This is a genomic window from Lysinimonas soli (assembly GCF_042655435.1).
Taxonomy (GTDB): Bacteria; Actinomycetota; Actinomycetes; order Actinomycetales; family Microbacteriaceae; genus Lysinimonas; species Lysinimonas soli.
In genome coordinates this window covers 493,795-505,834 of the sequence record NZ_JBHSMG010000001.1, presented here as the reverse complement: position 1 = coordinate 505,834, position 12,040 = coordinate 493,795, and the positions used below count along the sequence as shown (strand labels likewise).

Here is a 12,040-nt window from a genome sequence, read left to right as displayed (position 1 = left end):
GAAGTCGGGGGTGGAGCAGCACCCAGCTAAGCGCGCGCCAGGGGTGGGCGCCAGCATCCTGTGAACAATTGGCTCCCTCTTGGGTCGATTCGGAGGGTTCTCGGATGTTCGGCCCATGCCCCTCCGGTGCCTCATCGGCTCCGATCGGCCGGCTTCGGCGTCGCACCCCGGGTGCACAATCGAGGCATGTGCGGGCGATTCGCGATGGACGAGAAGACCAACGAACTCATCGAGGAGTTCGTGCTGCAGGGCAATGACTTCCGCGACTGGCAGCCGTCGTTCTCGATCGCGCCGACCGACGTCATCCCGATCATCCGCGAGCGCGCCGATCGCGAGACGGGCGAGGTGCGCCGCGCGGTCGAGCCGGCGGTGTGGAACTTCCACCCGCCCTTCCTGACCGATGCCAAACGGCCGCAGTTCAACGCCCGCATGGAAGCACTGGCGACGAACGGCCTCTGGAAGAGCGCGTTCGCCGGCTCGCGCTGCATCGTGCCGATGCGGGGCTACTACGAGTGGACGACCGTCGAGCTCGACGGCAAAGAGGTCAAGATCCCGCACTTCCTCCACGGCCCCGGCCGCATGCTGGCCGCCGCCGGCATCGCGACCGCCCACAAGGTCGACGGCGCGTGGGAGGTGTCGGCGGCGATCGTGACCCGGGAGGCGCGGGACGCCTCGGGCGAGGTGCACGACCGCATGCCCGCCTTTCTCGAACCCGGGGCCTACGACCGCTGGCTCTCGCCCGAGAAGCTCGTCGACGACGCGCAGAAGCAGGAGCTGCTGAGCCTGCTCGAGCACGTCTCGACCGGGGTCGCCGCGACGGTCACGGGCTTCGAGGTGGATCGCCGGGTCAACAACTCCCGCACGGTCGATCCGTCGGATCCGAGCCTGATCGAGCCGCTCGCCCCGTGAGGGTCAGGCCTGCGAATCTCAGGCCGCCGTCAGGAACGACGACAGGGCATCCAGCGAACCGGGCACGACCCGGAAGTACGCCCAGGTGCCGCGCTTGGTGCGGCTGAGGAACCCGGCGTCGACGAGCACCTTGAGGTGGTGCGACACGGTCGGCTGCGACAACCCGAGGGGTTCGGTGAGGTCGCACACGCACGCCTCGCCGCCGTCGTGCGCCGCGACCATCGACATGAGCCGCAGTCGCGCCGGATCGGCCAGCGCCTTCATCGAGCGGGCGAGCGATTCGGCGTTCCGCTCCGACATGACCTCGCGCACGATGGGCGCGCAGCAGGCCTGGAGATCGCGGATCGGGAGCAGTTCGGCGACGGGCATGACGACATTCTGCCACATATATTGACATCCATCGATATTTAACCGCATGATGTGAACATCGACGACCGTCGATGAAGAAGTGACGAGAAGGAGACACGATGAGCCAGGAATGTTGCGACCCCTGCACCTGCACCGAGTCGGACTGCGTCTGCGGCCCCGCCTGCTGCTGACCCGTCGGGCCGGTCGCCGTGACCCGGCGGCCGTGCCCGGCTCGGCAGCACGTCTCGGTGGCGCGGGGCGAGGCGCGCTACGGTGAAGCGATGAACGGCGGCCAGCTCTCGGACCTGCTCGCGAGTTCGGGGCCCGTGCTGTTCTACCTCGTGGTCTGGGGCCTCGTCTTCGCCGGCACCGCGCTCTACGTCGGCGTCGTCATCCCCTTCCTCACCGGCGACTCGCTGCTCTTCGCGGCCGGGATCATCGCGGCAACGGCCTCGAATCACATCTCGATCTGGGTGCTCGCGATCGGCGTCGGCGTCGCCGCCTTCGCCAGCGATCAGCTCGGCTTCTGGATGGGGCGTCGCCTCGGCAAGCCCGTGCTCGCACGGCGAGGCGGCCCGTGGGTGCGGGCGGCGGTGGCGCGCACCGAGCGATTCTACGAGTTGTTCGGCTGGTGGTCGGTCGTGATCGGGCGGTACATCCCCTGGGGTCGCGTGTTCATCCCGACCATCGCGGGCATCAGCCGCATGTCGTATGCGCGTTTCGCGACCGCGAACCTGGTCGGCGCCCTCGCCTGGGGCGTCAGCATCACCGTGATCGGCTACTTCGCCGCCTCCCAGCCGCAGGTGCGGGTGGCCGCCTACATCATCGCCGGCGTCGTCATCGCGATCTCGATCGTGGCCGGGGTCAGGGCGTGGCGACTCGACCGCGCCGGCAAGGCGAACCAGGGCGATCGGATGCTTGCCGACTCCTAAGAACAACATCAGAGCCAGCGGGTACGCTGAGGCGAACGTGACCGCCGATCACCGCGCGTGACCGACGACTGGAGCCCCATGATCCCCGCCCTGCTGCACCCGGCCTTGCTGCACCCGGTCTCTGGCCTCATCCCCTGGCTCGACCCGAAGAACCTGATCGAGGGCTTCGGCGTCTGGGCGCTCGTCGTGGTGTGCGCCTTCGTGTTCGCCGAGACCGGCCTGCTCGTCGGATTCGTGCTTCCCGGCGACACGCTGCTCGTGATCTCGGGCGTGCTCGCCTTCCCGGGAGCCAAGCAGATCATCCACATCGACATCTGGTGGGTGTGCCTCGCGATCGCGGGCGCCGCGTTCCTCGGGGGCGAGGTGGGCTACCTGATCGGCCACAAGGCCGGTCCGCGCATCTTCGAACGCAAAGAGAGCGGCTTCTTCAGCCGCGCGAATGTCGAACGCACCAACGCCTTCTTCACCCGCTTCGGCGGCCTGGCCGTGATCGCCGCCCGCTTCGTGCCCATCGTGCGCACCTTCGCCCCCGTCGCCGCCGGCGTGGGCCACATGCCGTACCGCCGCTACTCGCTCTACAACGCGGTGGGCGCCCTCATCTGGGGTGCTGGGCTCACCTTCGCGGGCTATCTGCTCAACTACATCCCGCCGGTGCGCGACTTCGTGACCTCGTACATCGACGTCATCCTGCTCGGCGCCGTGTGCATCGCGATCGTGCCCACGGCGTACCACACCATCCGTTCGACCATCGCCGCGCGCCGAGCGCGGGCCGCCGGCGTGGCACCGCTCGACGAGTCCGATGTCGTCCTCGACCCGAAGATCTTCGACGACAAGGCCTGAGTCCGGGCGGCCGACGGCCGCGTGCGATCAGGGGGCCAGGAACTCCTCCTCGATCCGGGTCCATTCCCGCAGTTCGGCGGGGCTCTGGGCGACCTGCATCCGCGCGTGCGGCAGCAGGGCGAGCAGGCGCTCAGCGGTCGAGAGCGGATGCGTCGGGTCGCCCGTCCAGGCCAGGATCAGCACGGGCTGGGCGATTCCGGCGATCTCGTCGGCCGGCGGCAGGTCGCTCCGCGCGGCGCCGCGCAGCACGACGGGGAGCAGCGTCTCGTCGATGTCGGGGCGGATGACGAGATCGGCCGGAACGGCCGGAGGGTTCGGGGATCGGGCTGCGAGCTCCAGGAAGGCATCGATCCCCCGGTTCTCGATCACCTTCGCCATCGTCTCGTAGCCGGCGACCTGCGCCGACCGCGTCTCCCAGGCGGTCGGCGGGATGACGAGCACGAGACGACGGAAGCGCTCGGGATCACGGAGTACGGCGTGCAGCACCGTGCCGCAGCCCATCGACGCACCGATGGCATCCACCGGGGCATCGGGAGAGACCTCGTCGATGAGCGCGAGCAGGTCGTCGGCCAGCCGCGACCAGCGGTAGTCGTCGGCGGACAGCTTGCCGGTCGACCGACCATGACCGCGAGCGTCGTAGCGCACCACCGTGTGCTGGGCGGCGAGCGGCTCCGGCGAGAGACCGAGCAGGTCTTCGTTCGAGCGACTCGAGGTCAGACCGTGCGCGCTCACCACGACCGGGCCACTCCCACTGATCGAATACGCGATGTCGGCACCGGGACGGGTGAGGATGCGGTCGGTCACGCGACCATCCTCACACGTGCCCGCGCCGCCCGATGTGCCGTCACGACCCGCCGACCAGCAGCGCGATCAACGTCACGTTGAGGCCGATCAGCAGCGTCGCGACGACGAGCGCGAGCGCCGTGGTCCACCAGCGGTTCGCCGCGTCGCCCAGCAGGGCCCGCTGCGAGGTGAAGCGGATGAGCGGGATGAGTGCGAAGGGGATGCCGAACGACAGCGCGACCTGGCTGAGCACGAGGGCGAGGGTCGGGTCGACCCCGATCACCAGGATGGCGAGCGCCGGGATGAGGGTGACCAGCCGCCGCGCCAGCAGGGGCACCCGCACGCGCAGCAGGCCCTGCATGATCTCGGCGCCGGCGTAGGCCCCGACCGAGGTGGACGCGAGGCCGGAGGCCAACAGCCCCACCGCGAACAGGGTCGCCACGACCGGCCCGAGGGCCGCCGAGATCGCGGCGTGCGCACCCTCCAGCGTGCCCGCGCCCGCCACTCCCGGCAGGGTCGAGGCGGCGAGCAGCAGGATCACGACGTTGACGGTGCCCGCGATGGCGAGGGCGACCGTGACGTCGACGCGGGTGGCGCGCAGGATGCGGCGGCGATCCGGTCCCTCGGCCACCAGCCCGAAGCGGTCGCGCGTGAGGGCGGAGTGCGCATAGATCGCATGCGGCATGACCGTCGCCCCGAGGATCGAGGCGGCCAGCAGCACCGAGCCCGAGTCGGTGAAGCGGGGCAGGAGTCCTGCCGCGGCGGCGGACGGGTCGAGCGGGGCGAACAGGATGCCGGCGCAGAACCCCACGCCGATGATCACGACGAGTCCCGTGACGACCCGCTCGAACGTCTTCGAGCCCCCGCGATTGTTGAGCGCCAGCAGCAGCATCGAGACGGTGCCCGTGATGATCCCGCCGAGCACGAGGGGGACGTCGAACAACAGTTGCAGGGCGATCGCGCCGCCAAGTACCTCGGCGACGTCCGTCGCCATGGCGACGAGTTCGGCCTGCGCCCAGAAGGCGTAGCGCGTACCCCGGTGGCGGAAGGACTCGCCGAGCAGACCGGGCAGGCTGCTCCCGGTCGTGACCCCGAGCTTGGCCGAGAGGTACTGGATGAGCCAGGCCATCGCGTTCGCCACGACGACGACCCAGACCAGGAGGTAGCCGTACCGCGCCCCCGCGCTCGCGTTGCTCGCGACGTTGCCGGGATCGAGGTAGGCGACTCCGGCCACCATCGCCGGTCCGAGCAGCAGCAGGAAGGACCGCACCCGGGCTGCACGCCCGGTCGGGCGCCGCGGCGGCGCGTCGCGCACGGCGGGTGCGGTGGCCATCTGACTCCGATCGGCGATTTCGGTATACCGAAATCTACCAGTTCCGGGCGACCGCCGTCAGGCCGAAAGTCCCGCGACCCACACCGCTCGCGCCGTGTGGGCATCAAGTTGCCCCGCGACGACCTCGGAGTCCAGCCCGATCCCCGCCGCCGCGAGCACGCGCAGCACCTCGGGATCGCGGTCGCTGATGCGCACGACCCGGCCACGCGATCCCGCCGCCAGATCGGCCAGCAGCTCGCCGTGGAACGCCGGCAGCGTCAGATCGGCGGCCGGGATCGGGTCGCCGTGCGGATCGCGCACGGGCCGGCCGAGCTGGGCGTCGATCGCGTCGAGCAGCCGGTCGCTCAGCACGTGCTCGAGCACCTCGGCCTCATCGTGCACCTCGTCCCAGCGGTAGCCGAACTGCTGCACGAGCCAGGTCTCGACGAGACGGTGGCGACGCACCATGCGCAGCGCCTCGGCACGACCGGATGCCGTGAGCTCGATCGCCCCGTACGGCGCGTGCTCGACGAGCCCCTGGGCGACGAGCTTCTTCACCATCTCGGTGACCGTGCTCGGCGCGAGGCCCATCCGCTGCGCCAGCTGCGACGAGCCCAGTGCCCCGGCCTGCCACTCGCTGTGCGCGTAGACGGCCTTGAGGTAGTCCTCGGCAGCGGTACGCGAGCGCTCCGGTCGCAGTCCGACGCGAGCCGGGGTCTTCGACGCCGCGTGCTCAGCGATGGGAGTCCCCCTCGTGCTCCGCGTGCCCGGCGGGCTCGAGCTGGAATGTGGAGTGTTCGACGTCGAAGTGGCCGGCGAGACATCCGCCGAGGCGATCCAGCAGGGCATCGGTCTCGCCACGTTCGAACACCGAACTGTCGACCTCGACGTGCGCCGTGAAGACCGGTGCCCCCGAGGTGATCGTCCAGACGTGTACGTCGTGCACCGCCGTGACCCCCTCCGTCTCGAGCAGGTGGGCCCGGATCTCGGCGACCGAGGTGTCGCGCGGTGCCGACTCGGTGAGCACCCGCACGACATCACGCAGCAGCACGACGGCCCGCGGAATGATCAGCCCCGCGATGGCGAGCGAGGCGATCGCGTCGGCGAGCGCGAATCCCGTGGTCAGGATGACGACGCCGGCCACGAGCGCGGCAATCGATCCGAGCAGGTCGCCCATCACCTCGAGGTAGGCGCCGCGCAGGTTCAGCGAGGCGCGATCGCCGCCCCGCAGCACGAACAGCGCCACGATGTTGGCGATCAGGCCGATCGCGGCGATGATCAGCAACGGCACGGCCTGCACGTGCCCGGATTCGGGCGAGACGAATCGGCGGATCGCCTCGATGGCCACGGTCGCGGCGACCACGGCGAGCAGCACCCCGTTGACCAGGGCGCCCAGCACCTCGACTCGCTGGAACCCGAAGGTGTGCCGATCGGTGGCCGGTCGCGCGGCGATCGAGCTGGCCACCAAGGCCACCACGAGTCCGATGGCGTCGCTCGTCATGTGCCCGGCGTCGGCGAGCAGCGCGAGGGAACCCGAGATCCACGCACCGAGCAGCTCGACGACCAGCACGACGGCGACGATCGCGAGCGCGACCCCGAGCCGGCGCCGATTGCCGCCGGCGTGCTCCGCGTGATCGTGGGCCATGCCTCCAGGGTAGATGCCCTCGGCCGGGCCCGGCCTCAGCGGCCGTCAGCCGTATCGGCGGCGCAACACCACGATGAGCTGGCCGAAGGCGCGCGCGCGATGGCTCTGCGCGTTCTTCTCGTCGGCGCTGAGCTCGGCCGAGCTGACGGCCAGCCCGTCGGGTCGGAAGACCGGGTCGTAGCCGAAGCCGCCCGCCCCGACCGGGGCCTCCAGCACCGTGCCGGGCCAGATGCCGCGCTCGGTGTGCTCGAACACCCCGTCACCCCGTCGCGGGCCGACATCGAGCGCCGCGAGGTCGACGAGCGCGGCGGCGCAGACGAACTGGGCCGCGCGATCGTCGACCCCCTCCAGCTTCGCCAGCAGCATGCGGTAGTTGTCGCGATCGTCGCCGGTGCCGGCGTAGCGGGCCGAGAGGATGCCGGGGGCGCCGCCCAGCGCATCCACCGCGATCCCCGAGTCGTCCGCGATCGCGGGCAACCCCGTCACGACGGCCGCCGCCCGCGCCTTGATCAGGGCGTTCGCCTCGAAGGTGTCCCCGTCCTCCACCGGCTCGGGGCCGTCGTAGCCGATCAGCTGGTGATGCCCGAGGCGGTCGCCGAGGATGCGACGCAGCTCGTCGACCTTGTGCGCGTTGTGCGTCGCGAGCACGAAGGTGGTCACGCCGGGGCGCCTCCCTGCAGCGTCGCCTGCGTCCCCGCTGCGGTCTCCAGCCCCAGGGTCTCCGCCTGCAGACGCGCCAGCGTCGTCGTGCCGCCGACCGCCAGGTCGAGCAGCGTCGTGAGCTCGGCGCGATCGAACGGCGCGCCCTCGGCCGTTCCCTGCACCTCCACGAACAGGCCGCGGCCGGTGACGACGACGTTCATGTCGGTCTCGGCGCGTGAGTCCTCGACGTAGGCCAGGTCGAGCAGCGGCTCGCCGTCGACGATGCCGACGCTGATCGCCGACACCGAGTCGATCAGGGCCTTGGCGTTCTTGCCGATGAAGCCCTTGCTCCTGCCCCACTCGATCGCGTCGACGAGCGCGACATAGGCACCCGTGATCGCGGCGGTGCGCGTTCCGCCATCCGCCTGCAGCACGTCGCAGTCGATCACGATGGTGTTCTCGCCGAGGGCCTTGGTGTCGATGACCGCGCGCAGGCTGCGCCCGATCAGTCGCGAGATCTCGTGGGTGCGGCCGCCGATGCGGCCCTTGACCGACTCGCGGTCCATGCGGTCGTTGGTGGAGCGCGGGATCATCGCGTACTCCGCCGTCACCCAGCCCTTGCCCTTGCCGGTCAGCCAGCGCGGCACCCCGTTGGTGAAGCTCGCGGTGCAGAGCACGCGGGTGTCGCCGAACGAGATCAGCGCGCTGCCCTCCGCCTGCGTGCTCCAGCCGCGCTCGATCGTCACGGGGCGGAGCTGGTCGGCGCGGCGGCCGTCGGTGCGGGTCATGGAAGCCTTTCGAAAGGGGTGGGGGCTGCGAACGGGGCGGGTCAGACGCGCGGAAGCTGGATCGTGCCGGTCTCGAAGGTCTCGACCCGCGTGACCTCGGGGCCGAGGAAGCGCGATGCGAGCCGGCGGAAGGCCGCCTCGTCGTCGCCCGTGCTCTCGAAGGTGTGGGTCGGGGCGTCCGGAGCGGTGCGCTCGAGCCCCCGGTCGACGAGAACGCGGTAGAGGTCGGCGGCCGTCTCGTCGGCGCTGGAGACGAGCCGGACATCCGGACCCATGACGTACTGGATCGCGGCCGACATGAGCGGATAGTGCGTGCACCCGAGCACGAGGGTGTCGATCCCGGCTCCCCGCAACGGTGTGAGGTACTCGTCGGCGACCGCGAACAGCTCGGGCCCGCTCGTGATGCCGGCCTCGACGAACTCGACGAAGCGCGGGCAGGCCGCCGTGACGAGTTCGAGACCGGATGCGGCGGCGAACGCGTCGTCGTAGGCCCGCGACTGGATCGTTCCGGTCGTGCCGATCACGCCGACCCGCCCGTTGCGCGTGGCACGGACCGCAGCGCGGACCGCGGGGTGGATGACCTCGACCACCGGGATGCCGCTCGCCGCCTCGTACCGCTCGCGCGCGTCGCGCAGCATCGCGGAGCTCGCCGTGTTGCACGCGATCACGAGCGCCTTCACGCCCTGCGCCACGAGGTCGTCGAGCACGGCGAGGGCGTAGGCCCGCACCTCGGCGATCGGCTTCGGCCCGTACGGCGAGTGGGCGGTGTCGCCGACGTACAGGATCGACTCGCGCGGCAGCTGGTCGAGGATCGCGCGGGCGACCGTGAGGCCGCCGACTCCGCTGTCGAACACCCCGATCGGAGCGTCGGTCGGCAGCAAGGTCACGCATCTCAGGATAGTGACTCCCCCAGAGCACGGCTCGGCGCCACAGACGTGGTCCGCGTGGTGGGTGCGGGCACCACGCTCGACCACGGCGGGTGCAGCGGGCCACCGCACGCCTAGGCTCGAACCATGACGAGCGCGCTGCTCACCGACCGCTACGAGCTCACGATGATCGACGCCGCGTTGCGCGACGGACGCGCCCTGCGTCCCAGCGTGTTCGAGCTCTTCGCCCGCCGCCTGCCGACCGGGCGCCGCTACGGCGTCGTGGCCGGTACCGGTCGGCTGCTCGATCTGCTGGAGCGGTTCCGCTTCGGCCCCGACGAGCTGGCCTGGCTGAAGCGCGAGCGGGTGGTCGACGACGCGACCCTGGACTGGCTCGAGGGCTTCCGCTTCACCGGCACCATCCGCGGCTACCGGGAGGGCGAGCTCTACTTCCCCGGCTCGCCGATCCTCGTCGTCGAGGGCAGCTTCGCCGAGGCGGTCGTGCTCGAAACCCTTGCCTTGAGCGTCTTCAACTACGACTCGGCGGTCGCGTCGGCTGCGGCGCGGATGGTCTCGGCCGCCGAGGGGCGCCCACTCGCCGAGATGGGCTCGCGCCGCACCGGCGAGCGGTCCGCGATCGCGGCCGCCCGTGCCGCCTACATCGCCGGGTTCAGCGCGAGCAGCAACCTCGAGGCGGGACGCAGCTGGGGCATCCCGACCATGGGGACCGCGGCGCACGCCTTCACCCTGCTCTACGGCAGCGAAGAAGACGCCTTTCGCGCCCAGGTCGGTGCGCTGGGTCCGGGAACGACGCTGCTGGTCGACACCTTCGACATCGAGCAGGGCGTCGCGACGGCGGTGAAGGTCGCGGGACCGGCGCTCGGTGCGGTCCGGATCGACTCGGGCGACCTGGCGGTCGTCGTGCGCGAGGTGCGTGCGCAGCTGGATGCATTGGGGGCGACCTCGACCAGGATCACGGTCACCAACGACCTGGACGAGCACGCCATCGCGGCGCTGAGTTCGGCACCCGTGGACTCCTACGGCGTCGGCACCGCCCTCGTCACCGGATCGGGCGCTCCCGCCGCCGGCATGATCTACAAGCTGGTCGCCCACCTCGACGAGTCGGGCGGCTGGCTGCCCGTCGGCAAGACCTCGGAGGGCAAGGCCACCGTCGGCGGGCGCAAGCAGCCGGTGCGCGCCCTGCAGGACGGCGTGGCCGTGGCCGAGGACATCCATGTCGAGGACCCGCCGCTGGGATCGGATGCGGGTCGCCCGCTGCTCGTCGACCTCGTGCGCGAGGGGGCCCCCGTCGAGGCGCATCGCGGCTCGTCCGGAGTCGCGGCGGCCCGCGATCACCATCGTGCGGCGATGGCCGAGCTGCCGCTCCAGGCGCTGTCGCTCTCGCGCGGCGAGCCCGCCATCCCCACGCGCTACCTCTGACGCCCCGCCCCGCCCCGCCGCGCCCGCCCGCCGCGCCCGCCCGCCCCCGCCGCCGCCGCCGCCGAGAATCCCCGAATGGTCGTTCTCACGGCTCCAGAACGACGTTTTCTGGCATCTCGACGCGATAGGACGCGCGCCAGCCGGCGTCGACGAGTCGCCGCGCGACCCGACGCACCACCATCGCCGGATCACCGAACAGCTGCCGCGCCGTCACATGCACCACCCGGATGCGTGCGTCGGCGAGCACCTCACTGCGCGCCAGGTCCTGCGCCCACTGCCCCGCCTCGCCGTGATGGGCACCGTCGTACTCGACCACCAGCCGGAACTCCGGCCAATGGAGGTCGGGAATCACCAGCCGGCCACCGATCCGGATCGCCTGGTTCAGTTCAGGCTCCGGAAGCCCAGATCGCACGAGGATCCACCGCAGCACCGACTCCGGTCGCGACCACGAACCCGCGCGCATCTCGCTCGCCGCGACCCGCAGCGCGCGGATGTTGCGGTGGCCACGCGGAATCGCAGCGACCCTCGCGCGCAGCTCGCCCGCATCAGCCACGGCGCCGACGCCGCCCTCACCGGTGATGAGGAAGTCGGCCGCCGCGACCAGGTCGCCGACCGAGAGGGATCGCGCGAGGTCGATCCAGCACGACACCGGGTCGACGACCGGGAGCCCCTCGACCGCGAGAGTCCGAGCACCGATCACGCGGGCCGCGCCGACGACGCCCTTCCGGCGCAGTTGGCGGGTACCGGGGGCATGCGCGACGTGGAGCGCAACCTCGGTCACGAAGCGGATCGGCAGAGGGATGCCCCACAACCTCGCCGCGGTCGGCCCGGTGAAGGCGTCGCCGCGTCGAAGCACGGTCGTGAGGGCACGGCACCAGAGGGTGAAGTCGGTCTCGAGAGGGCGCCGGATCCGGGTCCCGTGAAAGGGCGCGGCAAGGTCGGATGCCCGCAACCGCCGAGCCGGAACCCCCGCCTCGAGCGCCTCCCGAACCGCGAACGGCCGGTCGGCGCGGTCGCCGGGGAGCGGTGCAGGTCGTCGCATCCCCGCATGTTCCCCCGCCCAGCCCCCTGCCGTGCGCCGCCCAGCGCACCCCGTGGACCCGTCGCGTCGGCGACGGCTTGTGCAGGAAAGCCCCGCCGCCCCCGGCCGCGCCCCGCCCGCCGACGAGAGTCCAGAATGCGCCGGAATGGCGCCGCGAGAACGACAGAACGTGGATTCTCAGCGCCAGTGGGTGGGCGACGGGGTGCGGCGTCACTTCATGCGGTCGTAGATCTTCTTGCAGTCGGGGCAGACCGGGAACTTCTCGGGATCGCGACCCGGCACCCAGACCTTGCCGCAGAGCGCGATCACCGGCTTACCCGTCACCGCCGACTCGAGGATCTTCTCCTTCTGCACGTAGTGCGAGAAGCGATCGTGGTCACCATCCTCGGTGAGTTCCTTCTCGAGCAGCTCCTGCAGTTCCCTGTCGAGCAGGTCGGTGCCGGTTCCGCCGCCCGCGGTGTCGGGGCTTCCCGGTTCGGTGAGGCTCATTCCC

At 71.1% G+C, this 12,040-nt stretch carries 14 protein-coding genes; 4 read left to right on the top strand and 10 right to left on the bottom strand.

The genetic code is table 11. The annotated features are described in order from the left end of the window. Positions 1-186 precede the first annotated feature (186 nt). Positions 187-909 (top strand): SOS response-associated peptidase, encoded by a 723-nt coding sequence (locus ACFPJ4_RS02405; protein ID WP_386738690.1) that lies wholly within the window; start codon positions 187-189, stop codon positions 907-909. Between the two features lie 18 nt (positions 910-927). Here the strand turns inward: ACFPJ4_RS02405 and ACFPJ4_RS02400 are convergent, their stop codons facing one another. Further along, the gene (locus ACFPJ4_RS02400; protein WP_386738689.1) at positions 928-1,278 is read right to left on the bottom strand and encodes a metalloregulator ArsR/SmtB family transcription factor; all 351 of its coding nucleotides are present in this window, start codon (positions 1,276-1,278) and stop codon (positions 928-930) included. Between the two features lie 260 nt (positions 1,279-1,538). Between ACFPJ4_RS02400 and ACFPJ4_RS02395 the strand changes: the two genes are divergently transcribed. Both ACFPJ4_RS02395 and ACFPJ4_RS02390 read left to right on the top strand, forming a co-directional pair. Next, the gene (locus ACFPJ4_RS02395) at positions 1,539-2,189 is read left to right on the top strand and encodes a DedA family protein (protein ID WP_386738688.1); all 651 of its coding nucleotides are present in this window, start codon (positions 1,539-1,541) and stop codon (positions 2,187-2,189) included. A gap of 78 nt (positions 2,190-2,267) precedes the next feature. Further along, complete coding sequence (locus ACFPJ4_RS02390; protein WP_386739757.1) at positions 2,268-3,029, top strand: DedA family protein; 762 nt, start codon at positions 2,268-2,270, stop codon at positions 3,027-3,029. Between the two features lie 27 nt (positions 3,030-3,056). Here ACFPJ4_RS02390 and ACFPJ4_RS02385 read toward each other — a convergent pair whose 3' ends face one another. The 7 genes from ACFPJ4_RS02385 to murI are packed head-to-tail and all read right to left on the bottom strand — an operon-like array spanning position 3,057 to position 9,086. Continuing rightward, positions 3,057-3,833: an alpha/beta fold hydrolase gene (locus tag ACFPJ4_RS02385; protein WP_386738687.1), complete on the bottom strand. Its 777-nt coding sequence runs from the start codon at positions 3,831-3,833 to the stop codon at positions 3,057-3,059. 40 nt (positions 3,834-3,873) lie between these two features. Next, positions 3,874-5,145, bottom strand: coding sequence for an Nramp family divalent metal transporter (locus tag ACFPJ4_RS02380; protein WP_386738686.1), 1,272 nt, complete (start codon positions 5,143-5,145; stop codon positions 3,874-3,876). 57 nt (positions 5,146-5,202) lie between these two features. After that, the gene (locus ACFPJ4_RS02375) at positions 5,203-5,823 is read right to left on the bottom strand and encodes a metal-dependent transcriptional regulator (protein WP_386739756.1); all 621 of its coding nucleotides are present in this window, start codon (positions 5,821-5,823) and stop codon (positions 5,203-5,205) included. Between the two features lie 34 nt (positions 5,824-5,857). Then, positions 5,858-6,769, bottom strand: coding sequence for a cation diffusion facilitator family transporter (locus tag ACFPJ4_RS02370; RefSeq protein WP_386738685.1), 912 nt, complete (start codon positions 6,767-6,769; stop codon positions 5,858-5,860). A 45-nt stretch (positions 6,770-6,814) separates the two neighbouring features. Beyond that, the gene (gene rdgB / locus ACFPJ4_RS02365) at positions 6,815-7,429 is read right to left on the bottom strand and encodes an RdgB/HAM1 family non-canonical purine NTP pyrophosphatase (RefSeq protein ID WP_386738684.1); all 615 of its coding nucleotides are present in this window, start codon (positions 7,427-7,429) and stop codon (positions 6,815-6,817) included. Further along, a complete protein-coding gene (gene rph, locus ACFPJ4_RS02360) occupies positions 7,426-8,199 on the bottom strand; it encodes a ribonuclease PH (protein ID WP_386738683.1) in 774 nt (257 codons plus the stop codon). The genes rdgB and rph overlap by 4 nt, the downstream gene beginning before the upstream one ends. A 41-nt stretch (positions 8,200-8,240) precedes the next feature. Beyond that, a complete protein-coding gene (murI, locus tag ACFPJ4_RS02355) occupies positions 8,241-9,086 on the bottom strand; it encodes a glutamate racemase (protein ID WP_386738682.1) in 846 nt (281 codons plus the stop codon). A 126-nt stretch (positions 9,087-9,212) separates the two neighbouring features. On the opposite strand from murI, the gene ACFPJ4_RS02350 reads away from it, so the two are divergent. After that, positions 9,213-10,505: a nicotinate phosphoribosyltransferase gene (locus ACFPJ4_RS02350; RefSeq protein WP_386738681.1), complete on the top strand. Its 1,293-nt coding sequence runs from the start codon at positions 9,213-9,215 to the stop codon at positions 10,503-10,505. 85 nt (positions 10,506-10,590) lie between these two features. Here the strand turns inward: ACFPJ4_RS02350 and ACFPJ4_RS02345 are convergent, their stop codons facing one another. Together ACFPJ4_RS02345 and ACFPJ4_RS02340 are read right to left on the bottom strand one after the other, a co-directional pair. Beyond that, entirely contained in the window at positions 10,591-11,547 is a 957-nt protein-coding gene (locus ACFPJ4_RS02345; protein WP_386738680.1) for a hypothetical protein, read from the bottom strand. A 210-nt stretch (positions 11,548-11,757) separates the two neighbouring features. Then, a complete protein-coding gene (locus ACFPJ4_RS02340; RefSeq protein WP_386738679.1) occupies positions 11,758-12,036 on the bottom strand; it encodes a DUF3039 domain-containing protein in 279 nt (92 codons plus the stop codon). Between the last annotated feature and the right edge of the window lie 4 nt (positions 12,037-12,040).

Bases quoted from the DNA above. Each gene is read 5' to 3' on its own strand.
- ACFPJ4_RS02405 (WP_386738690.1), top strand. From the start codon at position 187: ATGTGCGGGCGATTCGCGATGGACGAGAAGACCAACGAACTCATCGAG.
- ACFPJ4_RS02400 (WP_386738689.1), bottom strand. From the start codon at position 1,278: ATGCCCGTCGCCGAACTGCTCCCGATCCGCGATCTCCAGGCCTGCTGC.
- ACFPJ4_RS02395 (WP_386738688.1), top strand. From the start codon at position 1,539: ATGAACGGCGGCCAGCTCTCGGACCTGCTCGCGAGTTCGGGGCCCGTG.
- ACFPJ4_RS02390 (WP_386739757.1), top strand. From the start codon at position 2,268: ATGATCCCCGCCCTGCTGCACCCGGCCTTGCTGCACCCGGTCTCTGGC.
- ACFPJ4_RS02380 (WP_386738686.1), bottom strand. From the start codon at position 5,145: ATGGCCACCGCACCCGCCGTGCGCGACGCGCCGCCGCGGCGCCCGACC.
- ACFPJ4_RS02370 (WP_386738685.1), bottom strand. From the start codon at position 6,769: ATGGCCCACGATCACGCGGAGCACGCCGGCGGCAATCGGCGCCGGCTC.
- rph (WP_386738683.1), bottom strand. From the start codon at position 8,199: ATGACCCGCACCGACGGCCGCCGCGCCGACCAGCTCCGCCCCGTGACG.
- ACFPJ4_RS02350 (WP_386738681.1), top strand. From the start codon at position 9,213: ATGACGAGCGCGCTGCTCACCGACCGCTACGAGCTCACGATGATCGAC.
- ACFPJ4_RS02345 (WP_386738680.1), bottom strand. From the start codon at position 11,547: ATGCGACGACCTGCACCGCTCCCCGGCGACCGCGCCGACCGGCCGTTC.
- ACFPJ4_RS02340 (WP_386738679.1), bottom strand. From the start codon at position 12,036: ATGAGCCTCACCGAACCGGGAAGCCCCGACACCGCGGGCGGCGGAACC.